General features: G+C 61.9%; 23 protein-coding genes. 13 read left to right on the top strand and 10 right to left on the bottom strand.

Annotated features, from left to right (window positions below):
* The first annotated feature begins 94 nt into the window (after nucleotides 1–94).
* The 3 genes from QR290_RS22200 to QR290_RS22190 all read left to right on the top strand — a co-directional run bounded on the left by QR290_RS22200 (nucleotide 95) and on the right by QR290_RS22190 (nucleotide 2872).
* Complete coding sequence (locus tag QR290_RS22200; RefSeq protein ID WP_115078893.1) at nucleotides 95–700, top strand: hypothetical protein; 606 nt, start codon at nucleotides 95–97, stop codon at nucleotides 698–700.
* A gap of 151 nt (nucleotides 701–851) precedes the next feature.
* Complete coding sequence (locus tag QR290_RS22195; RefSeq protein ID WP_007957754.1) at nucleotides 852–1529, top strand: response regulator transcription factor; 678 nt, start codon at nucleotides 852–854, stop codon at nucleotides 1527–1529.
* On the top strand, nucleotides 1526–2872 hold the full coding sequence (locus QR290_RS22190) for an ATP-binding protein (protein ID WP_115078892.1): 1347 nt from the start codon (nucleotides 1526–1528) through the stop codon (nucleotides 2870–2872). Before QR290_RS22195 ends, QR290_RS22190 begins: the two co-directional genes overlap by 4 nt.
* 219 nt (nucleotides 2873–3091) lie before the next feature.
* On the opposite strand, the gene QR290_RS22185 is transcribed toward QR290_RS22190, so the two are convergent.
* Nucleotides 3092–4090, bottom strand: coding sequence for an AraC family transcriptional regulator (locus QR290_RS22185; protein WP_289203620.1), 999 nt, complete (start codon nucleotides 4088–4090; stop codon nucleotides 3092–3094).
* Between the two features lie 353 nt (nucleotides 4091–4443).
* On the opposite strand from QR290_RS22185, the gene QR290_RS22180 reads away from it, so the two are divergent.
* Nucleotides 4444–5778 carry a dicarboxylate/amino acid:cation symporter gene (locus QR290_RS22180; RefSeq protein ID WP_007957758.1) on the top strand — a complete coding sequence of 445 codons (1335 nt, stop codon included), beginning with the start codon at nucleotides 4444–4446 and terminating at the stop codon, nucleotides 5776–5778.
* A 145-nt stretch (nucleotides 5779–5923) separates the two neighbouring features.
* On the top strand, nucleotides 5924–7105 hold the full coding sequence (locus QR290_RS22175; RefSeq protein WP_289203619.1) for a CaiB/BaiF CoA transferase family protein: 1182 nt from the start codon (nucleotides 5924–5926) through the stop codon (nucleotides 7103–7105).
* A 150-nt stretch (nucleotides 7106–7255) separates the two neighbouring features.
* Here QR290_RS22175 and QR290_RS22170 read toward each other — a convergent pair whose 3' ends face one another.
* Both QR290_RS22170 and QR290_RS22165 read right to left on the bottom strand, forming a co-directional pair.
* Nucleotides 7256–7750 (bottom strand): SprT family zinc-dependent metalloprotease, encoded by a 495-nt coding sequence (locus QR290_RS22170; protein WP_007957760.1) that lies wholly within the window; start codon nucleotides 7748–7750, stop codon nucleotides 7256–7258.
* A gap of 157 nt (nucleotides 7751–7907) precedes the next feature.
* Nucleotides 7908–8510 (bottom strand): Yip1 family protein, encoded by a 603-nt coding sequence (locus tag QR290_RS22165; RefSeq protein ID WP_007957761.1) that lies wholly within the window; start codon nucleotides 8508–8510, stop codon nucleotides 7908–7910.
* Between the two features lie 289 nt (nucleotides 8511–8799).
* Here QR290_RS22165 and ttcA point away from each other — a divergent pair, with 289 nt between their 5' ends.
* Entirely contained in the window at nucleotides 8800–9624 is an 825-nt protein-coding gene (ttcA, locus tag QR290_RS22160) for a tRNA 2-thiocytidine(32) synthetase TtcA (protein ID WP_064598661.1), read from the top strand.
* A 132-nt stretch (nucleotides 9625–9756) separates the two neighbouring features.
* The gene (locus QR290_RS22155) at nucleotides 9757–10431 is read left to right on the top strand and encodes a DNA-3-methyladenine glycosylase I (RefSeq protein WP_115078889.1); all 675 of its coding nucleotides are present in this window, start codon (nucleotides 9757–9759) and stop codon (nucleotides 10429–10431) included.
* A gap of 80 nt (nucleotides 10432–10511) precedes the next feature.
* On the opposite strand, the gene QR290_RS22150 is transcribed toward QR290_RS22155, so the two are convergent.
* Genes QR290_RS22150 through arsC form a run of 3 tightly spaced genes read right to left on the bottom strand, consistent with a single transcriptional unit; the run spans nucleotide 10512 to nucleotide 11885 of the window.
* Complete coding sequence (locus QR290_RS22150) at nucleotides 10512–10937, bottom strand: DUF2069 domain-containing protein (RefSeq protein WP_039772886.1); 426 nt, start codon at nucleotides 10935–10937, stop codon at nucleotides 10512–10514.
* Nucleotide 10938: 1 nt separating this feature from the next.
* A complete protein-coding gene (wrbA, locus tag QR290_RS22145) occupies nucleotides 10939–11535 on the bottom strand; it encodes an NAD(P)H:quinone oxidoreductase (RefSeq protein WP_007957765.1) in 597 nt (198 codons plus the stop codon).
* Complete coding sequence (arsC, locus tag QR290_RS22140) at nucleotides 11532–11885, bottom strand: arsenate reductase (glutaredoxin) (RefSeq protein WP_115078888.1); 354 nt, start codon at nucleotides 11883–11885, stop codon at nucleotides 11532–11534. Before arsC ends, wrbA begins: the two co-directional genes overlap by 4 nt.
* Nucleotides 11886–11999: 114 nt before the next feature.
* Between arsC and QR290_RS22135 the strand changes: the two genes are divergently transcribed.
* Nucleotides 12000–12467: a TlpA disulfide reductase family protein gene (locus tag QR290_RS22135; protein ID WP_085610707.1), complete on the top strand. Its 468-nt coding sequence runs from the start codon at nucleotides 12000–12002 to the stop codon at nucleotides 12465–12467.
* 273 nt (nucleotides 12468–12740) lie between these two features.
* Here the strand turns inward: QR290_RS22135 and QR290_RS22130 are convergent, their stop codons facing one another.
* The gene (locus QR290_RS22130) at nucleotides 12741–13145 is read right to left on the bottom strand and encodes an META domain-containing protein (RefSeq protein ID WP_289203618.1); all 405 of its coding nucleotides are present in this window, start codon (nucleotides 13143–13145) and stop codon (nucleotides 12741–12743) included.
* On the bottom strand, nucleotides 13145–13579 hold the full coding sequence (locus QR290_RS22125; RefSeq protein ID WP_007957770.1) for a hypothetical protein: 435 nt from the start codon (nucleotides 13577–13579) through the stop codon (nucleotides 13145–13147). Before QR290_RS22125 ends, QR290_RS22130 begins: the two co-directional genes overlap by 1 nt.
* A 133-nt stretch (nucleotides 13580–13712) precedes the next feature.
* Here QR290_RS22125 and QR290_RS22120 point away from each other — a divergent pair, with 133 nt between their 5' ends.
* Nucleotides 13713–14153, top strand: coding sequence for a hypothetical protein (locus tag QR290_RS22120; RefSeq protein ID WP_115078887.1), 441 nt, complete (start codon nucleotides 13713–13715; stop codon nucleotides 14151–14153).
* A 10-nt stretch (nucleotides 14154–14163) separates the two neighbouring features.
* Here the strand turns inward: QR290_RS22120 and QR290_RS22115 are convergent, their stop codons facing one another.
* Together QR290_RS22115 and QR290_RS22110 are read right to left on the bottom strand one after the other, a co-directional pair.
* Nucleotides 14164–15153, bottom strand: coding sequence for a 2-hydroxyacid dehydrogenase (locus QR290_RS22115; protein WP_289203617.1), 990 nt, complete (start codon nucleotides 15151–15153; stop codon nucleotides 14164–14166).
* 83 nt (nucleotides 15154–15236) lie between these two features.
* On the bottom strand, nucleotides 15237–17990 hold the full coding sequence (locus QR290_RS22110; protein WP_115079988.1) for a response regulator: 2754 nt from the start codon (nucleotides 17988–17990) through the stop codon (nucleotides 15237–15239).
* A gap of 216 nt (nucleotides 17991–18206) precedes the next feature.
* Between QR290_RS22110 and QR290_RS22105 the strand changes: the two genes are divergently transcribed.
* From QR290_RS22105 to rlmD, 4 genes are all read left to right on the top strand, one after another.
* Entirely contained in the window at nucleotides 18207–18929 is a 723-nt protein-coding gene (locus QR290_RS22105; RefSeq protein WP_289203616.1) for a response regulator transcription factor, read from the top strand.
* Nucleotides 18916–20340: a sensor histidine kinase gene (locus tag QR290_RS22100; RefSeq protein WP_289203615.1), complete on the top strand. Its 1425-nt coding sequence runs from the start codon at nucleotides 18916–18918 to the stop codon at nucleotides 20338–20340. The genes QR290_RS22105 and QR290_RS22100 overlap by 14 nt, the downstream gene beginning before the upstream one ends.
* A 236-nt stretch (nucleotides 20341–20576) precedes the next feature.
* A complete protein-coding gene (gene cysM, locus QR290_RS22095; RefSeq protein ID WP_045121847.1) occupies nucleotides 20577–21479 on the top strand; it encodes a cysteine synthase CysM in 903 nt (300 codons plus the stop codon).
* Entirely contained in the window at nucleotides 21479–22864 is a 1386-nt protein-coding gene (rlmD, locus tag QR290_RS22090; RefSeq protein WP_289203614.1) for a 23S rRNA (uracil(1939)-C(5))-methyltransferase RlmD, read from the top strand. Before cysM ends, rlmD begins: the two co-directional genes overlap by 1 nt.
* The last annotated feature ends 28 nt before the right edge of the window (nucleotides 22865–22892 follow it).

The following is a 22892-nucleotide window of genomic DNA, read 5'->3' as shown; positions in this document are numbered from 1 at the left end:
CATTCAGGCCAGGTTCAGAGAGCGTTCAGGGGCGGTACAGGGGAGGGTCAGTAACCTTGCGCCATACCCGAAGAGCACAACTGAGGAACACTCAATGACTCGTTTGAACAAACTGCTGCTGGCTTTCACCGTCATGAGCGCAAGCATCGCAGCCCATGCCGACACCACCACCAACTTCGCCGGCCTGACCTTCGGCCAGACCAGCGACAAGATCAAAAAATCCAACGCCCTGAACGACAACCTCGGCCACCCGGATGCCACCGCGGCCATCGACGGCAACAACACCTACGGCCTGCGCCTGGGTCAGCAAAACAGTCAGGGTCGCTACTACGCCACCTACGACAACGTGTCCGGCTCGCACAATGGCATTAAACTGCGCCAGGAAAACCTGCTGGGCAGCTACGATCTGTTCTACCCGGTGGGTAGCAGCACCAAGCTGTTCGGCGGTGCCACGGCCGGTCTGACCAAGTTGACCCAGGATTCGCCAGGCTACAGCCGCGACAGTGACATCGGTTACGCCGTCGGCGGTCAGTTCGGTGTGCTGCAGCAAGTCTCGCAGAACACCTCGGTCGAACTCGGTTACCGTTACCTGCGCAGCAACGCCAGCACCGAGATGAAAGAGAGCGGCGGCAGCAAGCAAGGCTCGCTGGATTTGACCAGCAGCGCCCAGACTTACCTGTCGGCCAACTACGCTTTCTAAAGCGCGGTTTGCCCTGGCCCCTGTGGGAGCTAACCTGCTAGCGATAGCGTCCTGACAGTCGACATCATGGTCGGCTGTCAAATCGCAATCGCTGGCAGGCTAGCTCCCACAGGCGGTTGTCTGGAGATTTCGTTTTACCCGGGAGAAGGTTATGAAACTGTTGGTCGTCGAAGATGAAGCGCTGTTGCGCCATCACCTGCAAACCCGCCTGACGGAGAGCGGTCACGTGGTCGAGTCCGTGGCCAACGCCGAAGAGGCGTTGTACCAGACCGGGCAATTCAACTTTGACCTGGCGGTGATCGACCTCGGCCTGCCGGGCATGGGCGGGCTCGACCTGATCCGTCAGTTGCGCTCGGGCGGCAAGACTTTTCCGATCCTGATCCTCACCGCGCGCGGCAACTGGCAGGACAAGGTCGAAGGCCTGGCCGCCGGCGCCGACGATTACGTGGTCAAGCCGTTCCAGTTCGAAGAGCTCGAAGCGCGGCTCAATGCGTTGCTGCGCCGCTCCAGCGGTTTCACCCAGTCGACCATCGTCGCTGGCCCGCTGTTGCTGGATCTGAATCGCAAGCAGGCGACCCTCGACGAGCAACCGCTGGCGCTGACCGCCTACGAATACCGGATCCTCGAATACCTCATGCGCCATCACCAGCAAGTGGTGCCCAAGGATCGCTTGATGGAGCAGCTGTACCCGGATGACGACGAGCGCGATCCGAACGTGATCGAAGTGCTGGTCGGCCGACTGCGCCGCAAGCTCGAAGGCCCGGCCGGATTCAAGCCGATCGATACCGTGCGCGGCCTCGGTTACCTGTTCAATGAGCGCTGCACTTGATCCGTTCCCTTCGCGTCCGGCTGATGCTCGCCGCCACCACCCTGGCGGTGTTGTTCATGCTCGCGTTGCTCCCGGCGATGCAGGGCGCGTTCAGCCTGGCGCTGCAGGACTCGATCGAGCAGCGGCTGGCGTCCGACGTCACCACGCTGATCTCCGCCGCGCGGGTTGAAAACAACCGCTTGATGATGCCGTCACAGTTGCCCGACGAGCGCTTCAATCTCACGGACAATCGCCTGCTCGGCTACATCTATGACCGCGAAGGGCATCTGGTCTGGCGCTCGAAGGGCACCCAGGAAGAGAAGATCAACTACACGCCGCGCTACGACGGCCTCGGCAACGAGTTCGCGCGGATTCGCGAGGCCAACGGTCAGGAATTTTTCGTCTACGACGTCGAAGTCAAACTGCTCGGCGGCAAAAGCGCAGCCTTCAGTATCGTGGCCCTGCAACCGGTGCGCGAATACGAAACCACCCTCGAAGGTCTGCGGGAAAACCTCTACCTCGGGTTCGGCGCGGCGCTGCTGGTGCTGCTCGCATTGCTGTGGATCGGCCTGACCTGGGGCCTGAAAGCCTTGCGCCGGCTCAGCCAGGAACTCGACGAAATCGAGGGCGGAACCCTCGAAAGCCTCAGTGAACAGCACCCGCGCGAACTGCTGCGCCTGACCGGTTCCCTCAATCGCCTGCTGCACAGCGAACGTCAGCAGCGCAGCCGTTACCGCGATTCCCTCGACGATCTGGCCCACAGCCTGAAAACCCCGCTGGCGGTATTGCAAGGCGTCAGCGAAGACATGGCCCAGCGCCCCGAGGATCGCGATCAGGCCTGGGTGCTGCAAACCCAGATCGAACGCATGAGCCAGCAGATCGGCTACCAGTTGCAGCGCGCCAGCCTGCGCAAAAGCGGTCTGGTGCGCCATCAGGTGCGCCTGCGCCCGGTGCTGCAAAGCCTGTGCGACACCCTCGACAAGGTCTACCGCGACAAACACGTGCGCGTCGCCTTCGATCTGCCGGAGCATTGTTACGTGCCGATCGAGCAGGGCGCCTTGCTGGAAATGATGGGCAACCTGCTGGAAAACGCTTATCGCCTGTGCCTGGGCGAAGTGCGCATCAGCGTGCGTGAAAGCCATTCCGGAAGCGAACTGTGCATCGAAGACGACGGCCCCGGCGTACCACCGGATCAGCGCGCACGGATTCTCGAACGCGGCGAGCGTCTGGACCGCCAGCATCCGGGACAGGGGATCGGGCTGGCGGTGGTCAAGGACATCATCGAGAGCTACAACGCCAAGCTGACGCTGGGCGATTCGCCGATGGGCGGGGCTGCGTTCAGGATTCATTTTCCAGCGGTGTGAAAACGATCGGCCCTCACCCTAGCCCTCTCCCAGAGGGAGAGGGAACTGATCGAAGTGTCTCTAGAAAATGATCGACCTGAGCGGTTTGCATCGAATATGGATTCAACAGCAAGCTTTCAGGTCGGCGTATTTATTGAGCATCCCCCAATCAGTCCCCTCTCCCTCTGGGCGGTCCGACGTTTCGGGAGGGTTAGGGTGAGGGGCTTTTGATCTGGGGCTTCACTGCTCCTGCGCCCGATAAGCCCCCGGCGTCAGCCCCGTCCACTTCTTGAACGCCCGATGAAACGCCGACGGCTCGGAGAACCCGAGCTGTTCGGCGATCTGTTGCAACGACAGATCGGCTCGCCCCAGATGATAAATCGCAATATCCCGACGCAACTGATCCTTCAATTCCTGAAAACTGGTGCCTTCCTCGCGCAAATGCCGGCGCAGGGTTTGCGGGCTGATGTGCAGGTGCGCCGCCACCGCTTCGAGGTCCGGCCAGCGTGCGCTGTCATGGCTGAGCAAGCGCCGCAGCCGGCTGCTCAGGCTGTTGCCGTCGTCCGGACGGGACAGCAGGTCGGCGGGGGAGCGTTCGAGGAAATGCTTGAGGGTGCGTTCGTCCTGCAACAGCGGCATGTGCAGATAGCGGCTGTGAAACACCAGGCTGCTTTGCGTTGCCGAAAATTCCAGCGGGCAGGAAAACAGCAGGTCGTATTCCGCCCCGTGCGCCGGTTTCGGGTAGCTGAAGCTCGCTTGTTCCAGACGAATCCGCTGGCCGATCAGCCAGCTGCCGAGGCGATGCCAGATCACCAGCAGGCTCTCGCTGAGAAAGTGATCCGGGTCCCACAATTGCGCATCGTCGAGGCTCAGGCGTACCCATTCGTCTTCATGGGTCAGGGTCAGGCGCGGGGCTTCGGGGAATAGGCTATAAAACAATAAGCCGCGTTGCAGAGCCTTCTCCAGGCTGCGGCAATGAATGATGGCGTGGCACATCATGGCGAAGCTGCCGGGTTTGCTCGGCGCGCTGCCGAAGCCCAGGTATTCGTCGTCCAGGGCCAGCCACAGGTTCTGGATCAGTTGGGTGAATTGTTCCGGGGCGATCCGCGCGCGCGGCTCGTCGAGCAGTTCGGGGCTGATGCCCAGTTGCTGCAGCAGGTCCGAATAGTCGTAACCCGAGCGCCGCGCGCCACCGAGGGCGGCGCGGGCAAAATGACTGGCGATGGTGCGTTCGCGCATGAGCGGCAGATCCTTCCTCTGGCGACCGATGGTAGCGGCTGCCTTTGATCGGTAACAAGGCGGATTTCCGCCAAATTGTAGGACGAGGTCGGGCGAGTTGGCGGAAATCCGCCACACTTGAGTAACCGGTTAGTGACAAAAAAATACCCGCATCCCCTGATATCAAAAGGCTTGCAGCGATTTGCACCAAAGTGGCACGACGTTTGCGATAAGAGCGACAGAAGCGTGCGCCGAGCCGGTCCGGAAAAGCGCCGTTCGACACAACAAATCCCTCCAGTGCAGGAGGGTTCGCAATTCAAGTGTCGCGTACAACAGATGGATGTTGCCGCGCGGGACTCTTGAGGAACTTTGCAATGACGACTCGTCAGCCACTGTACAAATCCCTGTATTTCCAGGTGATCGTCGCAATCTGTATCGGTATTGCGCTCGGCCACTACTACCCGCAGTTCGGCGTGGCCGTAAAGCCGCTGGGTGACGGGTTCATCAAACTGATCAAAATGATCATCGCCCCGATCATCTTCTGCACCGTGGTCAGCGGCATCGCCGGCATGCAGAACATGAAATCGGTCGGCAAGACCGGTGGTTACGCACTCCTGTACTTCGAAATCGTTTCGACCATCGCCCTGCTGGTCGGTCTGATCGTGGTCAACATCGTGCAGCCGGGCAACGGCATGCACATCGACGTCAGCACCCTCGACGCCTCGAAAGTCGCAACCTATGTTGCTCAAGGCGCAGACCAGAGCGTTGTCGGCTTCCTGCTCAACGTGATCCCGACCACCATCGTCGGCGCGTTTGCCACCGGTGACATCCTGCAAGTACTGATGTTCTCGGTGATCTTCGGTTTCGCCCTGCACCGCCTGGGTGCCTACGGCAAACCGATCCTGGACTTCATCGATCGCTTCGCCCACGTGATGTTCAACATCATCAACATGATCATGAAGCTCGCGCCAATCGGTGCCTTCGGTGCGATGGCGTTCACCATCGGTGCCTACGGCGTCGGCTCGCTGGTGCAGCTGGGTCAACTGATGATCTGCTTCTACATCACCTGCCTGGCGTTCATCCTGATCGTGCTCGGCGGTATCGCCCGCATGCACGGCTTCAGCGTGCTGAAAATGATCCGCTACATCCGTGAAGAACTGCTGATCGTGCTGGGTACTTCCTCCTCGGAATCGGTACTGCCACGCATGCTGATCAAGATGGAGCGTCTGGGCGCGAAGAAATCGGTAGTGGGTCTGGTGATCCCGACCGGTTACTCGTTCAACCTCGACGGCACCGCGATCTACCTGACCATGGCGGCCGTGTTCATCGCTCAGGCGACCGACACCCACATGGACATCACTCACCAGATCACTCTGCTGGTGGTGTTGCTGCTGTCCTCCAAAGGCGCAGCCGGCGTGACCGGTTCGGGCTTCATCGTACTGGCGGCCACCCTGTCGGCCGTAGGTCACCTGCCGGTGGCCGGTCTGGCGCTGATCCTGGGTATCGACCGCTTCATGTCCGAAGCCCGCGCCCTGACCAACCTGGTCGGCAACGCCGTTGCCACCATCGTTGTGGCCAAGTGGGTCAAGGAGCTGGACACCGACGTGCTGGACGCCGAGCTGGCGTCGGGCGGTCGCGGTATCGCCGATACCCGTCCTGAAGATGACCTGGGCGTGGCCGAAGGCCCGACCCCGAGCAATGTGAAGTAAGCATCGCTTGAATGGAAAAACCCGCTTCGGCGGGTTTTTTCTTGTCTGCTGTTTGAGCGCAACGGTCAGCGCAACTGATGGATCCGGTAATTGCCCCAGCGCCGATGGCTGCCTAGGCTGCATGCATCGTTGATGGAGATCGCCCATGTCTGCACCGCTGGCCTCACTGAAGATTCTGGATTTCTCGACCCTGCTGCCGGGGCCGTTCGCCTCGCTGTTGCTGGCGGACATGGGCGCCGAAGTGCTGCGCATCGAATCGCCGACCCGCCTCGACCTGGTGCGGGTCTTGCCGCCCCATGATCAAGGCGTCTCGGCCAGTCACGCGTATCTCAATCGCAACAAACGCAGCCTGGCATTGGATCTCAAGCAGCCCGAGGCGCTGGAACTGGTGAAGCAGTTGCTGGCGGATTACGACATCGTGCTGGAGCAGTTTCGCCCCGGTGTGATGGAGCGGCTGGGGCTGGGTTATGAGGCGTTGAAGGCGATCAATCCGAAGCTGATTTATGTGTCGATCACCGGTTACGGCCAGACCGGGCCGTACAAGGATCGCGCCGGCCACGACATCAATTATCTGGCGCTGGCCGGGCTCTCCAGCTACACCGGCCGAGCCGACAGCGGGCCGTTGCCGCTGGGCATGCAGTTGGCGGATATCGCGGGCGGCTCGTTGCACGGGGTGATCGGTTTGTTGGCGGCGGTGATTTCTCGCCAGCAGACCGGGCAGGGCACACATCTGGACGTGAGCATGACCGACTGTGCGTTCAGCCTGAACGCCATGGCCGGTGCCGGGTATCTGGCCTGCGGCGAGGAGCCGGGCTGGGAAGAACAGATGCTCAATGGCGGCAGTTTCTACGATTACTACCGCTCCCGCGACGGGCGCTGGATGTCGGTGGGCAGTCTGGAGCCGGCCTTCATGCAGCAACTGTGTGCAGCGCTGGGGCGGCCGGAGCTGGCGGCGCAGGGCTTGTCACCCAAACCCGAGCAGCAGCGGGCGCTCAAGGACGCCTTGAAGGTCGAGTTCGAGAAGCATGACTTTGCCGAACTGTGCGAGCTGTTCGCCGGAATCGATGCCTGCGTCGAACCGGTGCTGACCCTAGGCGAGGCGGTGCGGCATCCGCAATTGCAAGCGCGGGAACTGGTGACGCAGGTGCCGCGTGGGGATGGCTCGGCGCAGGCGCAGATGGCTTGCCCGCTGAAATTCTCCGAAGCATTGCCGGCGCCGCGGCATGTTGGTGCGGCGTTGGGGCAGCATACGGATCAGGTGTTGGGGGAGTTGGGCTTGAGTGTTGAGCGCATTGCCGAATTGCGGCGAGCCAAGGTGATTCTCTAGTGCCTGTTGCGGCCTCTTCGCGGGCAAGCCCGCTCCCACAGTGTCCGGTGTGTTCACAAGGTCTGTGTACGGCACAAATACCTGTGGGAGCGGGCTTGGTCTGGGCGGCGATCCGACGAAGAGGCCCGGCCAGACAGCACAAAATCCGGGTTACTCGACCCGCATCTCGCCACTGAACACCAATGTGTTGCGACAGCGTCGGCACAAATAGCGCCGACCTTGCCGCACCAGACTATGGCGCTGGGCTGAAAACGGAAAATCGCTATCTGCACACGGGCATTTATAGATATAGCGGGTCACGCTGCGGCGTTTGACTTCATAGGTATGGCAGCGGTCCGGCGGCAATTCGTAGACCCCGCGCATGATCAGTTGCCACTCCTCGCCGTGAGGCTGGATGCGGTCGCCGAACAGTTGATGGGCGATCAGGTGCGCGACTTCGTGAGCCACGGTCTGCTTGAGGAAGTGTTCGGTGTTTTCCCGGTACAGCTGCGGATTGAAGCGCAGCAGGTTCTCGTGCAGATGCGCGACCCCGGCTTTTTGCCCGCGCAGCTTGAGGCTCACCACGGGGCGTTTGAAAGGACGTTTGAAAAAGGATTCAGCGAGTTGGAAACAGTCTTCGACGCGGGTATTGAGTTGCTCGGGCATGCTTGATGGATCTCCAGAGGTTTGGAGTATGCCGCAACCGTCCAGTCTTGCGCATCGCCAGACTGCCGAATGGTCGCGACGTCACTTTCAGGCATGAGAAGGCCGCCTCGCGGCGGCCTGTGTTGGCGGATCTTGTTCTTCTCGGCGTTGCAGCCGTCTAGTTCGTGTAGACAGGCCCCACGCCCAGTCCCCAGACAATCACGGTAAACGCCATGATGGCGACCAGCACCACCAGACCCACCGCCAGCACCGAGCTGGAAAACAGGAAACCCTCGTCGGACGGAATGTTCATGAAAGTCGGCAGCCCCACATACAACAGGTACACCGTGTAGCAGATGGCCGCCGTGCCGACGATCATCCCCAGCCACATGTGCGGATAGAGCGCCGCCAGCCCGCCGACGAACAACGGTGTCGCGGTGTAGGTGGCAAATGCCACGCAACGGGCCAGGCTCGGGTTGGCGTCATAGGTGCGGGCCATCCAGTGCACGAAGGCACCCATGACCGCAACCCCGCCGAGCATTGCCAGATAAGACATGATCGTCATCCACAACGCGCTTTCGACGGTGAGCATCACCGGTGCGCGGTTGCCGATCACCCAGCCGACCTGAGTGGTGCCGATAAACGCCGAAACAGCGGGGATCGCCGCCAGAATCAGCGTGTGCGTCAGGTACATGTGGCTGATGCTTTCTTCCTGGTCGCCACGGATTTCCTTCCATTCCTGATCGGGGTGGGTAAAAAGTCCCACTACGTGATGGATCATGCCAGTCACTCCTCTCGTTATTGCCATCGCCCCCCAGCGGAGCGCCTACGGGCCAATGCGGCCGAGCAAATACAGGTCTTCAGATTGTGTGCGACCTTATGTCGCAGTATAGAAAGGTCTTAACCGCACAGGTGGTAGGGGCTTAGAGCAAATCGCGCTGTAAAACCTTGGGGTAATCGCGTCGGGGTCTGTGCAAACGGGCATTCGAGGGGGCGACAACCTGTGGCCACAAGCGAAGTGTTTTTGCGTAAAATGCCCGCCTTTCGTCACACCTCACGGATTTCGCGTCATGGGCACTCTTACGGTCAACCAGAACAAACTGCAAAAGCGCCTGCGCCGCCTGGCCGGCGAAGCCGTCACCGACTTCAACATGATCGAAGACGGCGACAAGGTCATGGTCTGCCTGTCCGGGGGCAAGGACAGCTACACCATGCTCGACGTGCTGATGCACCTGCAGAAGGTTGCACCGATCAAGTTCGAGATCGTCGCCGTGAACATGGACCAGAAGCAGCCGGGCTTCCCTGAGCACGTGCTGCCGGCCTACCTGAAAGAACTGGGCATCGAGTACCACATCGTCGAGAAGGACACCTACTCGGTGGTCAAGGAGCTGATCCCGGAAGGCAAGACCACCTGCTCGCTGTGCTCGCGCCTGCGTCGTGGCACGCTGTACACCTTCGCCGACGAAATCGGCGCGACCAAAATGGCCCTCGGTCATCACCGCGACGACATCGTCGAGACGTTCTTCCTCAACATGTTCTTCAACGGCAGCCTCAAGGCGATGCCGCCGAAGCTGCGCGCCGACGACGGACGCAACGTGGTGATCCGTCCGCTGGCCTACTGCAACGAGAAAGACATCCAGGCCTACTCGGACTTCAAGCAATTCCCGATCATCCCGTGCAACCTCTGCGGTTCCCAGGAAAACCTGCAGCGTCAGGTGGTCAAGGAAATGCTGGTGGACTGGGAGCGCAAGACCCCGGGCCGCACCGAGAGCATCTTCCGCAGCCTGCAGAACGTGATCCCGTCGCAGCTGGCCGACCGTAACCTGTTTGACTTCACCAGCCTGAAGATCGACGAGACCGCTGCTTCGCGATTCGTCAACGTCGTAAACCTGTAAGCCGTACCCATTGTGGGAGCCAGCCTGCTGGCGATTGCGGTGTGCCAGCCCCGACATGGGTGACTGACACTGCGCTATCGCCAGCAGGCTGGCTCCCACATTGGTTTTTCGTTTCATACAAAAGGAGAGGGCATGCGCGACTACAAGTGGCTGCAAGAATACTGTCTGAACCGCTTCGGTTCGGCGGCTGAACTGGAAGCCCATCTGCCCGTTCCCAAGACCCCGGCGCAACTGCGCAAGATCAGCGACGACCGTTACCTCTCGACCATGGCTCTGCGGGTGTTTCGTGCCGGGCTCAAGCACAGTCTGGTGGACGCCAAGTGGCCAGCGTTCGAAGAAGTGTTCTTCAAGTTCGACCCGGAAAAAGTCGTGCTGATGAGCGCCGAACACCTTGAGCGGCTCATGCAGGATGCGCGGATCATCCGTCACCTGGGCAAGCTCAAGAGTGTGCCGCGCAATGCGCAGTTCATTCTGGACGTCGAGAAAGAGAAGGGCAGTTTCGGCGCGTTGCTCGCCGACTGGCCGGTGACCGACATCGTCGGTTTGTGGACCTACCTGAAAAAGCACGGCCATCAGTTGGGCGGGCTGTCGGCGCCACGGTTCTTGCGGATGGTCGGCAAGGATACGTTCGTGCCGAGCTACGACGTGGTCGCGGCGTTGAATGCGCAGAAGATCGTCGACAAGGTGCCGAGCAGTCTGCGGGATCTGGCGACGGTGCAGAATGCGTTCAACCAGTGGCATGAAGAGAGCGGTGGACGGCCGATGAGCCAGATCTCGATGATGCTGGCGTATACCGTCAACCATTGAGACTGAGTGATCGTTCCCGCGCAAAACGTGGGAACGATCCCGGAACCTGTGGGAGCTGGCTTGCCAGCGATAGCGGTCTGTCAGGCGACGGAAATCTCGCCTTCGCCCGCCAGTTTGCGATTCAACTGATACCGCCACCGCACATACAGCAACGCCGAGCAGAACACCGCCAGACTGGCGATCATCTCCAGCACGCCAAACAGCTGCCGGCTCGGGTCATACGCCGCCAGTGCGCCCTTGATGAAATACAGATTCACCACAAAGCACATCCACGAATGCCCGCGTGCGCTGCCCATGATCATGCCCGGTGCGAGCACGATCCACGGGATCAGCTCGATCAGCAGAATCACCCACGGCCGCGCGCCGTGCAGGTCGGCGAACACCAGGTAATACGCGGCGAGCAGTCCGGCCAGGCCGAAAAAGCACAGCAGACTGATCACCCGCATCGCCCGCACCCGTGGCTCCAGCCACTCGACGGCGGGCAGGACTTTCGGCTTTCTGGCCATCTCAGTTCCCCAGTTTCTGGGCCGTTTTGGCCAGACGTGCACCGAGGGCGCGGCACAGCGCCACTTCGTGTTGATCGAGACCGCTTTTGCCGTCGGCCCCGGCGTGATGACTGGCGCCGTACGGCGTGCCGCCGCCCTGGGTTTCCAGCAGCGCCGACTCGCTGTAAGGCAGGCCGGTGATCAGCATGCCGTGGTGCAGCAGTGGCAGCATCATCGACAGTAGCGTGGTTTCCTGGCCGCCATGCAGGCTGGCGGTGGACGTAAACACCCCGGCCGGTTTGCCGACCAGCGCGCCGGTCAGCCACAGGTTGCTGGTGCCATCGAGAAAGTACTTGAGCGGCGCGGCCATGTTGCCGAAACGGGTCGGGCTGCCGAGGGCCAGGCCGGCGCAGTTCTTCAGGTCATCCAAAGTGGCATACAGCGCGCCTTCATCCGGAATGTCCGGCGCCACGGCTTCGCACTCGGTGGAGATCGCCGGCACGGTGCGCAGGCGCGCTTCGAGGCCGGCCTGCTCGACGCCACGGGCAATCTGCCGGGCCATCTCGTTGGTCGAGCCGCTGCGGCTGTAATACAGAACCAGAATGTACGGCGCACTCACGGCAGCAGCTCCAGGATCTGCTCCGGTGGACGGCCGATAACGGCTTTGTCGCCGGCTTCGAGAATCGGTCGCTCCATCAGCTTCGGATGTGCGGCGATCGCGTCGATCAATTGTTTCTCGGTGAGACTGGCATCGGCCAGGTTCAGGGTCTTGTATTCGTCTTCGCCGGTGCGCAGCAGTTGCCGTGCGCTGATGCCCAGCTTGCCGAGCAAGGCCTTGATCTGCGCGGCGTCCAACGGGGTTTCGAGGTAGCGCACCACGTTCGGCGTCAGGCCACGGGCTTCGAGCAGTTCGAGCGCACCGCGGGATTTCGAGCAGCGCGGGTTGTGATAAAGCGTCAGATCGGTCATGGGCGGGTCGCTTCTTGCGTAGAGTGGCGGCTATTCTAACTGTGCAGCGCGCAATCCAGAACCTTGGGAGGCGATGGGTCGCAGGCGCATTCAATTTTTCACAAGGAACACGACATGACACGGGCACTGGCAGCGGCATTGACGATCATCGGGGCGTTGATGCTGGGGGGCTGCGGGAACGACTACGGGATCGACCAGAACGGGCAGAAAGTGGCGTCCGAGCGCCTCGACAAACAATGGGTCGTGCTCAACTACTGGGCCGAATGGTGCGGCCCGTGCCGCACGGAAATCCCGGAGCTCAATCATCTGGCTGAAGAGCTCAAGGGCAAGAAGATCGGCGTGTTCGGGGTCAATTTCGACAACGTGCAGGGTGAAGAGCTCAAAAGCGCCAGCGAAAAACTGGGCATCAAGTTCACCGTGCTGGCGCAGGATCCGTCGGAACTGTTCGAACTGCCGCGCAGTGAAGCCTTGCCGGTGACTTACATCATCGACAACAAGGGCAAGGTGCGGGAACAGTTGATGGGCGAGCAGACGGCGGCGGGAGTGATGGCGAAGCTTGAGGCGTTGCAGGCGACAAATTGAGTTGCCGCTAAAAAGCATCCCTCACCCCAGCCCTCCCGAAACGTCGGACCGCCCGGAGGGAGAGGGAGCCGACCGAGATGTCTGGCGCCATACGTCGACCTGAAAGAAACGGTCGATTATGGATTCGACGAAGCAGAATCAAGTCGATTGTGGATTCATCCGGGTAGGGTCATTTCGGTGTATTTCTGGAATATCCCCCAATCAGTCCCCTCTCCCTTTGGGCGGTCCGACGTTTCGGGAGGGTTAGGGTGAGGGGCTTGGCGATCTAGAGGATCAGCCTTCTTCCAGCCACCAGCGCAACGGCTTGCCTTCAACCGGCCAGAAGCGCATCTGCTCGATCGGCGAGATGTCCCAGCGCTCTACGTGCTCCAAGGCCTGGAGGAAGCGTTGCTCCTGCTCCATCAGCGCTGGTGCGCAGAGTTTTCGGGTCTTGCCGATCTTGCCGAAGCTCAGCTTGTCGCCTTCCAGGGTGTACGGCGCGAACCAATGGTTGCAGCCGCCATTGCCATAAGCCCGGCCATCATCGCCGAGGGTCACGGTCAGGTGGCTGTAGTCCATCAGCGGACGCTCGCCGATCCATTCCAGAATGTAGCTGCGGTTCTGTTGCAGTTGCACAGGCTCCGCGGCGCAACCCATCAGGCCGGCGCCGACAGCGGCGGTCAGGGCCAGGTGTTTCATCACGCCGGCTCCTGGCATTTCGGGCACAGGTGCTTGTCGCCGACGGCTTTCCAGCCCAACTCGGCGATGCGTGCAGTGGCGGCCGGTTTTTCCGCAGGCTTGCCCAGCTTGGCGTCCACCGCGAATTCGAAGCTCAGCTCCTTGGCGCAGCTGTCGCAGTTGACCTGCCAGGTGTGGATCGCCAGTTCACCGAACACCGGGCCGGTGGTCATGGCAGTCCATTGACCCGGCGGGTTGATCAGGTGGCGGACGGTGTCGACGGTCAGGCGCATGGACAAGTCCTTGCTGCCTTTGAGGGTCACGACCAGCACGTCGCCGATGCGGATCGAGCCACCGTTGCCGGTGACCTGATAACGGCCCGGAACCAGGGCGCGGCATTCGGTGAGGGTGTGTTGCGGGTTCATCAGGGTGTAGCGGAAATCGTGTTCGACCATGGGTCCTCCAAATATGCGCGACATGCTAGCACGGGCTTGATTGCAGAATGATGCGCGCGTGCGACCTTCGATCCGGTTCAAATCGACACCGCAGTCGTGGCAAACTGCCGCCTTCATTTTCAAGGAACGGAACATGGCGCTGATCGAATGTTATGAATGCAAGCGGAGCATCAGCTCCGAAGCCACGGCGTGCATTCATTGCGGGGCTCCGCTGGCAGAGGCGCAGGCTCCTCATGCCGAAAAGGGCACGTCGACGATTTCCTTTGGCAGTCTGCCGCGTAACAAGGCAGTGCCCGAGGCCTTCGTTCCGCCGCCGGCTCCCGAGCGGCCGAAGATCATGCCGGCCGCGGCGGGGCGACGTCGTCGTTCACAGCCTGTCGAGCCGGTGCTGAACCCGGACGGTTCGCGCCCGGTGGAAGGCTGGCTGAAGATCATGGCGTTTCTGATGCCGCTGGTGTTCGTCTGGTTCCTGCTGCGCAGCGGGCACTCCCTCAAGCAACGTTTACTGGGGTTCGGCTGGCTGGCGCTGTTGATCCTGTGCGTGGCGATTACCCCGACGCCGCCTCCGGTCTGAGTCCTATCACTCAGCCTTCGACCTGGTTCTGCGGCTTACCCGCCGCCCAGGTCGCGATGTTGTGCAAGGTGGTCGCGGCAATCGCGCCCAGCGCCTCATGGGTCAGAAACGCCTGATGCGCGGTGACGATCACATTCGGGAACGTCAACAGCCGCGCCAGCACGTCGTCCTGTAGCGGCAGGTCGGAACGGTCCTCGAAGAACAGCTGCGCTTCCTCTTCATACACATCCAGTCCCAGATAACCGAGCTGGCCGTCCTTCAGGGCGTCGATCAGCGCCGGCGTGTCCACCAGACCGCCGCGCCCGGTGTTGATCAGCATCGCCCCCGGTTGCATGTGCGCCAGCGAGTCGCGGTTGATCAGGTGTCTGCTCTGTTCGTTGAGCGGGCAGTGCAGGCTGATGATCCGCGACTGCGCCAATAGATCCGGCAGGCTCAGGTAGTGCGCGCCCAATGCTTCGACGGCGGGATTCGGGTAGGGGTCGTAGGCCAGCAATTCACAGCCGAAACCGTGCATGATTTTCGCGAAGGTCGCACCGATCTGCCCGGTGCCGACAATGCAGACCGTCTTGCCCACCAGATCGAAACCGGTGAGTCCGTGCAGGCTGAAATCGCCTTCACGGGTGCGGTTGTAGGCACGGTGCAAGCGTCGGTTGAGGGCGAGGATCAATGCCACCGCATGCTCGGCCACCGCGTGAGGCGAGTAGGCCGGTACACGCACGACGGCCAGCCCCAGACGTTTGGCGACGGCCAGATCCACATGGTTGTAGCCGGCCGAACGCAAGGCGATCAGGCGTGTGCCACCGGCGGCCAGACGTTCCAGCACCGGGGCGCTCAGATCATCGTTGATGAACGCGCAGACCACCTCGTGATGTTCGGCCAGCGCTGCGGTATCGAGGCTGAGCCGGGCTGGCTGAAAGTGCAGTTCGATCCCGGCCGGGCAATCGGCGGCGAGGAAGCTGTCGCGGTCGTAGGTCTGGCTGCTGAAAACGATCGTGCGCATGAAATCCTCCTGGAACATCGACGCGGGCGCAAATCACCCGCGACAACTTTAGCCGCGTCGGCGTTGACCGGCATTGCCGTGGATCAGGCGCTGATCTTCGCCTGGGCTGCCAGACGATTGATCGCCCGTTCCAGCTCGTCCAGCGCGGTCGAGGCCTTGGGATCCTGCTGCTTGAGCAGGGTTTCGCTGCGCTGGCAGGCAGCGCGCAATTGCGGCACACCGCAGTAACGCGTGGCGCCATGCAGGCGGTGCACCCGCTCCAGCAGACCGTTCTGATCCTGATTGTCGCGGGCGGTGCGAATGGCTTCGCGGTCGGCCTCGAGGGACGCCAGCAGCATCGCCAGCATGTCGGCCGCAAGATCCGCCTTGCCGGCGGCCAGGCGCAAACCTTCTTCGTGATCGAGTATCGGCAGCTCCTGATTGCCCAGCAGACTTTCGCCGCCACGGTCCGGCGCCTGATTGCGCAACGCCAGGCCCGTCCACTTCAGCACCACCTGCGCCAGTTGCCGCTCGCTGATCGGCTTGGTCAGGTAGTCGTCCATGCCGCTTTGCAGCAGCGCGCGTTTTTCATTGGCCATGGCGTGGGCGGTGAGCGCGACGATCGGCAGCGGCGTGCAATGCCGCTCGCTTTCCCATTGGCGAATCGTCTCGGTGCTCTGGCGTCCGTCCATGCCGGGCATCTGCACGTCCATCAGCACCAGATCGAAGGTTTCGTTCTGCACTGCCTTGACCGCGGCGTAACCACTTTCCACGGCCAGCACCTTGGCGCCCATGTCTTCGAGCAGCGTCTGCACCAGCAACAGGTTGGCCGGGTTGTCGTCGACGCACAGTACTTTCGGCGCACGGCTCGACAACGGTTCGCCCGGTTCGCTGCGGGGCTGGCGCGGGTTGACCATGTCCGACAACGCCCGACGCAGTTTGCGGGTGCAGGCCGGTTTCGATTGCAGCTGACTGTGAGGGTTGGGCACCGACAGGTGATACAGCGTCAGTTCGGTGGTCGGGCACAACACCAGCACCCGGCAACCGAGGTGCTCAAGGTCCCAGATGTGCTGGTTGAGGCGTTCCGGCGGCATGTCGTTGCTGGTGATGCCGAGCACCGCCAGATCGATGGCCTGATCGGTCTGATGGGCGCCGGTGACGCCATTGGTCAAGCTTTCCAACGTATTGAACGGCGTGACGTCGAGGCCGCAGTCCTCCAGTTGATGCTGCAGGGCCTGACGCGCCAGTTCGTGATTTTCCAATACCGCCACCCGACGCCCGAGCAATGGCGCAGAGGGCAGGTCTTCGGCGTCGTCGCGGGTCTTGGGCAGGTTCAGGCTGATCCAGAATTCCGAACCTTCGCCCGGCGTGCTGTCGACGCCGATTTCACCGCCCATCTGTTCGATCAGACGCTTGGAAATCACCAGCCCCAGACCGGTGCCGCCGGGCTGGCGTGAAAGCGAGTTGTCAGCCTGGCTGAACGCCTGGAACAACGCGCGCACATCCTGGTTCGACAGGCCGATGCCGGTGTCCTGAATGCTGATACGCAACTGCACGCTGTCGTCGTTTTCTTCTTCGAGCATGGCGCGGGCGACGATGGTGCCCTCACGGGTGAACTTGATCGCGTTGCTCACAAGGTTGGTCAGGATCTGCTTTAGCCGCAGCGGATCGCCCACCAGCGACAGCGGCGTGTCGCGGTACACCAGACTCACCAGTTCCAGCTGCTTGGCGTGGGCGGCAGGGGCGAGGATGGTCAGGGTGTCCTGCAACAGGTCGCGCAGGTTGAACGGAATATGGTCGAGCACCAGTTTGCCGGCCTCGATTTTCGAGAAATCGAGAATCTCGTTGATGATCCCCAGCAGGCTGTCGGCGGACTTTTCGATGGTGCCCAGATAGTCGAGCTGGCGCGGGGTCAGCTCGCTTTTCTGCAACAGGTGGGTGAAGCCGAGAATGCCGTTGAGCGGCGTGCGGATTTCGTGGCTCATGTTGGCGAGGAATTCGGATTTGATCCGGCTCGCTTCCAGCGCTTCCTTGCGGGCCAGGTCCAGCTCGATGTTCTGGATCTCGATGGTTTCCAGGTTCTGGCGCACGTCTTCGGTGGCCTGGTCGACGCTGTGCTGCAATTCTTCGCGAGCGTTTTGCAAGGTGCCGGCCATGCGGTTGATGCCGGACGCCAGTTCATCCAGTTCCTGACTGCCCAATGGTGGCAGGCGGGTTTCCAGGTGACCGTCCTTGAGCTGCGCGACGGCCTGCTTGATCTGGCTCAGCGGGCGGTTGATCGTGCGGCCCATGCGCAAGGCCAGCAACGCGGCGCCGGCCAGGCCCGCGCCGATCAGCAGCAGGCTGGCGAACAGGCTTCGATAGCCGCGCAACAGCATACCGTTGTGCGACAGCTCCAGTTCGACCCAGCCAAGCAGGCGGTCGGACTCTTGCGGGATCAGCTCGCCAGCGAGGTTGCGGTGTTTGCCGAAGACCGGCAGCAGATAGCGGGTGGCATCGTTGCCACTGCGTCGCAGCAAGTGCGCGCTGTCGCCGCTCGGCGCCTGATTGAGCATGGTCGGGCCGGCGTGGGCGAGGGGAGTGCGGTCGGGCGCGAGGAAGGTCACGGCGCGCACGTCCGGTTGTTCGAGGGACTGGGTGGCGATGCGCTCGAGCAGTTCGGCATCGCCGTGGCCCATGGCCGGTGCCACCAGCGGAGCCAGTTGCTCGGCGATCATTTCGCCGCGCTGCATCAGTTGGGTCTGCAGGTCGGACTGCTGCGTCCAGGTGAAATACCCGCCCAGCACCAGCGCCATCAGGCTGGTCGGCAACAGGGTCAGCAACAATACGCGACCTTTGATTCCCAGTTTCTTGAGCACGCCTTTCTCCTGCATCCCGCTGATCGTTGACTCACACGTGCGTCCGGCACGCGGTATCGGCGCAGTGTAGCGATTTGCTTGCGGGCAATCTTGGGAAAAATGATGTCGTCGTCCTTCGCTTGGGGAGCGGTCATCTGTCCGACAGGTCAAGCTTGGGTTGCCGGGCGCCGGGCAATCTTGAATAATCGCCCAACTGAGAATTATTTGCAGATAGTCATGACTCCTGTCTCTATTGGCCAACCCCGCATTCTTTCCATCGAGGACGATCCTGTCCTCGGTGCCTATGTCCATGAACAACTGGGCCGCAGCGGCTTCCAGGTCACCTGGTGCCAGAACGGCAGCGAAGGCCTGAGCATCGCCCGACGCCAGCCGTTCGACGTGGTGTTGATGGACATTCTGTTGCCGGGGCTCGACGGATTGAACGTCCTGACCCAACTGCGTCAGAGCCATTCCACCCCAGTGCTGCTGATGTCAGCCCTCGGTGCCGAAGCCGACCGCATCAGCGGCTTCCGCCTCGGCGCCGACGACTATCTGCCCAAACCCTTCAGCATGGCCGAGCTGCATGTGCGGATCGAAGCGATCCTGCGCCGTGTCGCCCTCGACCGTCGCCCGGCTGCCGTCACCCCGGTGGTGCCGGTCGGCAGGCTGCGTTTCGACGACGAGCAGTGCGAGGTGTTCTATCTCGACCAGCCCGCCGGCCTGACCCGCAGCGAATACCGCCTGCTGGAAACCCTCAACCGCAACGACGAGGAAGTTCTGAGCAAGGCCTTCCTTTATCAGCACGTTCTTCAGCGCGGTTATGCGGCCCACGACCGCAGCCTCGACATGCACATCAGCCAGATCCGCCGCAAACTCAAGTCGGTCGGCTACACCGAGCGGGAAGTGCGCACGGTGTGGGGCAAGGGTTACGTCCTGAGTGCCGTCGATGAAAGTGTCTGACCTGCCGGGCCGGCACTCGCTGTTCTGGAAACTCGCCTGCCTGCTGGTGGCGTTCTGTCTGCTGATGATCTGGCTGAGCTGGTCCTGGGGCCGGTACATGGAACAGCGCAATCAGTTCCTCTCCGATGACGCCCGTCGCACTCTGAGCCGTTATGCCGCCGAGGCCGAGCGCGCGTGGCAGCAGGGCGAACGCGATGGCATCGATAGCTGGCTGCGAAGCATGGAGCTGCGCGAGGCCGGCTGGGTCGGCGTGATCGGCGGCAACCTTCAGTCGCTGGGCAGTCAACCGTTCAGCGCTCAGGAGCTTCAGCACCTGACCTTCCTGCGAGGCCTTGACTGGCCGATTCACAAAAAGGGCCGACCGTGGCTGCGGGTACCGTTCCCCACTGACCCGACTGCCGGCAGTCTGGTCATCGAGTTGCCCGAGCGATTCCTGCCGGGAAAATACCGGGTGTTCTGGCGGGTCATCACCAACGGTGTGATTCCCGGCCTGTTCACCCTGCTGCTGTGCGTCGGCCTGTATCGCCTGCTGGTGGTGCCGCTGAACAATCTGCGCGAGCAGGCCAATGCGTGGCGCGTCGATCAACTGAATGTGCGGCTGTCGAGCGGCATCACCCAGCGCCCCGATGAACTCGGTGAACTGGCCCGCGCCTTCGACTCGATGTCCGAACGCCTGCAATCCACCGTGGCCCTGCAACAGCAACTGCTGCGCGACCTGTCCCACGAACTGCGCACGCCCCTGAGCCGGTTGCGGGTCGCCAGCGAAAGCGAGCAGCAGCTGCAACCGTTGCGCGAGCGCATCGGTCGCGAAGTCGACGTGATGCAGCGGCTGGTGGAAGACACCCTGCAACTGGCCTGGCTCGACACCGAGCGCGCACCGTTGCCGGATGAAGCGATCCAGATTCAGGCGCTGTGGGAAATGCTCACGGAAAACGCCTGCTACGAAAGCTGCTGCCCGGTCGGGCAGTTGCAGTGCGGTGTTGAAGCTTCCTGCTGGGTACGCGGCAATCTCAACACCCTGGCCCAGGCCCTGGAAAACATTCTGCGCAACGCCATTCGCCATTCGCCACCGGGCGGCATCGTGCGGCTCGATGGTCGACGGGATGGCGATTACTGGCACCTGTGGCTGGAGGACGAGGGCGGCGGCGTGGACGAAGCGGATCTTGAGCGGATCTTCTCGCCCTTCATCCGCCTCGACGGCTCGCGGCCGGGGGACGGTGGATTTGGTCTGGGACTGAGCATCGCGAGGAACGCGGTGCAACGCCAGGGCGGAGCCCTGTGGGCCGAGAATGGGCCATCGGGATTGCGCTTGAATCTGCGGTTGGTGGCGGATGACAGTGCTGTCGCTCCCGATTCCTTCGCTGGCAAGCCAGCTCCCACCGTGGACATGACTCGCCCGCAGATTGTGTGAACACCACAAAAGTCTCACCAGTGGTGAGACTATTTATGAACGGCACTTTTCCTTGTGGGAGCTGGCTTGCCAGCGATGAGGCCATTTGCATCACCACAGAATCTAAAAGTCGCACCACTGGTGAGACTTTTATTGCTTATTCCAAGAAACCATAAGCACCACACTTTGCGTGATATGGCCTGCGCAGGTTTGCCGGTATGATAGGCGCCCCCGCTGTCCGGATTGCGAAAAACGCCATGACCTTGCAGTACCCAACCATCGCCGATTGCGTCGGCAACACGCCGCTGGTGCGTTTGCAGCGCCTGCCCGGTGTCACCAGCAACACCCTTTTGCTCAAGCTCGAAGGGAACAACCCGGCGGGTTCGGTCAAGGATCGTCCGGCGCTGTCGATGATCACCCGTGCCGAGTTGCGCGGGCAGATCCACGAAGGCGATACGCTGATCGAAGCCACCTCGGGCAATACCGGGATCGCCCTGGCGATGGCCGCCGCGATCAAGGGTTACAAGATGATCCTGATCATGCCGGACAACTCCAGTGCCGAGCGTAAAGCGGCGATGACCGCGTACGGCGCGGAGCTGATTCTGGTCAGCCAGGAAGAGGGCATGGAAGGCGCTCGCGATCTCGCCCAGCGGATGGAAGCCGAAGGCCGTGGCAAGGTGCTGGATCAGTTCGCCAACGGCGACAATCCTGAAGCGCACTACACCACCACCGGCCCGGAAATCTGGCGTCAGACCCAGGGCTCCATTACCCATTTCGTCAGCTCCATGGGCACCACCGGCACCATCATGGGCGTGTCGCGCTACCTCAAGGAGCAGAACGACAACGTGCAGATCGTCGGCCTGCAACCGATGGAAGGCTCGGCCATTCCCGGCATCCGCCGCTGGCCGCAGGAATACCTGCCGAAGATCTATCAGGCCGAGCGCGTCGATCGTATAGTCGACATGGCGCAAAGCGAAGCCGAAGACGTCACCCGGCGTCTGGCCCGCGAAGAAGGCATCTTCTGTGGCGTGTCCTCGGGCGGTGCGGTGGCAGCGATGCTGCGCCTGTCCAAAGAAGTTGAAAACGCGGTGATCGTCGCGATCATCTGCGACCGTGGCGACCGTTACCTGTCGACCGGCATTTTCGACGCGCCCAACTGATGGCCAAGCACGAGAGAGGCCTGCGCTTCCAGCCCACCGGCGGCAGCAAGGCCCCGCAAATCCCGACCGGCAAAAAGCAGCGCTTGAGCATCGAGCGCCTGGCCAATGACGGTCGCGGCATCGCGTTTTTTGAAGGCAAGACCTGGTTCGTCCTCGGCGCCCTCGCCGGTGAAGAGGTCGAAGCGCGGGTGCTTGGCGCCCACGGCAAAGTGGTCGAGGCGCGCACCGAGCGCGTGTTCACCGCCAGTGAATTGCGTCGTCCCGCACCTTGCCAGCACGCCGGCCGCTGCGGCGGTTGCAGCGTTCAGCATCTGCCCCACAACGAACAGCTTGCCCTGAAACAGCGCATGCTTGCCGAGCAGTTGTCGCGAGTCGCCGGTGCCGAACCCGAGGAGTGGGCAGCGCCGTTGACCGGTCCCGAATTCGGTTATCGTCGCCGCGCCCGGATCGCCGTGCGCTGGGACAGCAAGGCCAAAAAGCTTGAAGTCGGTTTCCGCGCCGCCGGCAGCCAGGACATCGTCGCGATCAGCGAATGCCCGGTGCTGGTACAGCCCTTGCAGCCGATCATGACCCGCTTGCCGGAGATGCTTCGTCGCCTGAGCAAACCTCAGGCGCTGGGGCATGTCGAATTGTTCAGTGGCTCGTCACTCGCCGTTCTGCTGCGTCACATGGCGCCGCTGTCCGAGGCCGACCTGACGATCCTCAAGGATTTCTGCGCGTTCCATGAAGCGCAGCTCTGGCTGCATGGCGAAGGCGAACCGCAGCCGGTGGATGATGCGCAGTCGCTCGGCTATCGCCTGGAACAATGGGATCTGCAACTGGCCTACCGGCCGGGGGATTTCATCCAGGTCAACGCCGGAGTCAACGAGGCCATGGTCGCCCAGGCGCTGGACTGGTTGAAACCGACAGGCGATGAGCGCGTGCTCGACCTGTTTTGCGGTTTGGGCAATTTTGCCCTGCCGCTGGCGAAAGCTGCGCGTGAAGTGGTGGCGGTCGAAGGCGTGCAGACCATGGTCGATCGCGCGGCGGCAAATGCCGCTAGCAACAATTTGCATAACACAAAGTTTTTTCAGGCCGATTTATCCCAGCCTTTGACCGATGCCCAGTGGATCGGAAACGGCTTTTCTGCGGTACTCTTGGACCCACCGCGCGACGGTGCTTTCGAGGTGGTGCGCAAGCTGGCGACCCTGGGCGCCGAGCGGTTGGTGTACGTGTCGTGCAACCCTGCAACTCTGGCGCGCGATACGGTCGAATTGATCAAGCAGGGCTACCGGTTAAAACGTGCCGGGATTCTCGATATGTTTCCTCAGACGGCACATGTCGAGGCCATGGCGTTATTTGAAGCGAGCCAGGATGGCTCGTCTGATCCGACTGGTCGTCCGTAGCGCTCGCATTGGCCCCGCGAGCGCGAAC

Origin of the sequence: Pseudomonas fluorescens (genome assembly GCF_030344995.1) — a bacterium.
Taxonomy (GTDB): Bacteria; Pseudomonadota; Gammaproteobacteria; order Pseudomonadales; family Pseudomonadaceae; genus Aquipseudomonas; species Aquipseudomonas fluorescens_BF.
Note: the sequence above shows the minus strand (reverse complement) of the source record. Positions and strands in the feature narration are given on the sequence as shown.

Coding starts and splice junctions, on each gene's coding strand:
- QR290_RS22125 (WP_007957770.1), bottom strand. CDS start 13,579: ATGGTCGAACACGATTTCCGCTACACCCTGATGAACCCGCAACACACC.
- arsC (WP_115078888.1), bottom strand. CDS start 11,885: ATGACCGATCTGACGCTTTATCACAACCCGCGCTGCTCGAAATCCCGC.
- ttcA (WP_064598661.1), top strand. CDS start 8,800: ATGGGCACTCTTACGGTCAACCAGAACAAACTGCAAAAGCGCCTGCGC.
- QR290_RS22175 (WP_289203619.1), top strand. CDS start 5,924: ATGTCTGCACCGCTGGCCTCACTGAAGATTCTGGATTTCTCGACCCTG.
- QR290_RS22155 (WP_115078889.1), top strand. CDS start 9,757: ATGCGCGACTACAAGTGGCTGCAAGAATACTGTCTGAACCGCTTCGGT.
- QR290_RS22100 (WP_289203615.1), top strand. CDS start 18,916: ATGAAAGTGTCTGACCTGCCGGGCCGGCACTCGCTGTTCTGGAAACTC.
- QR290_RS22195 (WP_007957754.1), top strand. CDS start 852: ATGAAACTGTTGGTCGTCGAAGATGAAGCGCTGTTGCGCCATCACCTG.
- QR290_RS22130 (WP_289203618.1), bottom strand. CDS start 13,145: ATGAAACACCTGGCCCTGACCGCCGCTGTCGGCGCCGGCCTGATGGGT.
- QR290_RS22120 (WP_115078887.1), top strand. CDS start 13,713: ATGGCGCTGATCGAATGTTATGAATGCAAGCGGAGCATCAGCTCCGAA.
- QR290_RS22115 (WP_289203617.1), bottom strand. CDS start 15,153: ATGCGCACGATCGTTTTCAGCAGCCAGACCTACGACCGCGACAGCTTC.
- QR290_RS22150 (WP_039772886.1), bottom strand. CDS start 10,937: ATGGCCAGAAAGCCGAAAGTCCTGCCCGCCGTCGAGTGGCTGGAGCCA.
- QR290_RS22135 (WP_085610707.1), top strand. CDS start 12,000: ATGACACGGGCACTGGCAGCGGCATTGACGATCATCGGGGCGTTGATG.
- QR290_RS22200 (WP_115078893.1), top strand. CDS start 95: ATGACTCGTTTGAACAAACTGCTGCTGGCTTTCACCGTCATGAGCGCA.
- QR290_RS22170 (WP_007957760.1), bottom strand. CDS start 7,750: ATGCCCGAGCAACTCAATACCCGCGTCGAAGACTGTTTCCAACTCGCT.
- QR290_RS22185 (WP_289203620.1), bottom strand. CDS start 4,090: ATGCGCGAACGCACCATCGCCAGTCATTTTGCCCGCGCCGCCCTCGGT.
- QR290_RS22165 (WP_007957761.1), bottom strand. CDS start 8,510: ATGATCCATCACGTAGTGGGACTTTTTACCCACCCCGATCAGGAATGG.
- QR290_RS22105 (WP_289203616.1), top strand. CDS start 18,207: ATGACTCCTGTCTCTATTGGCCAACCCCGCATTCTTTCCATCGAGGAC.
- QR290_RS22180 (WP_007957758.1), top strand. CDS start 4,444: ATGACGACTCGTCAGCCACTGTACAAATCCCTGTATTTCCAGGTGATC.
- cysM (WP_045121847.1), top strand. CDS start 20,577: ATGACCTTGCAGTACCCAACCATCGCCGATTGCGTCGGCAACACGCCG.
- rlmD (WP_289203614.1), top strand. CDS start 21,479: ATGGCCAAGCACGAGAGAGGCCTGCGCTTCCAGCCCACCGGCGGCAGC.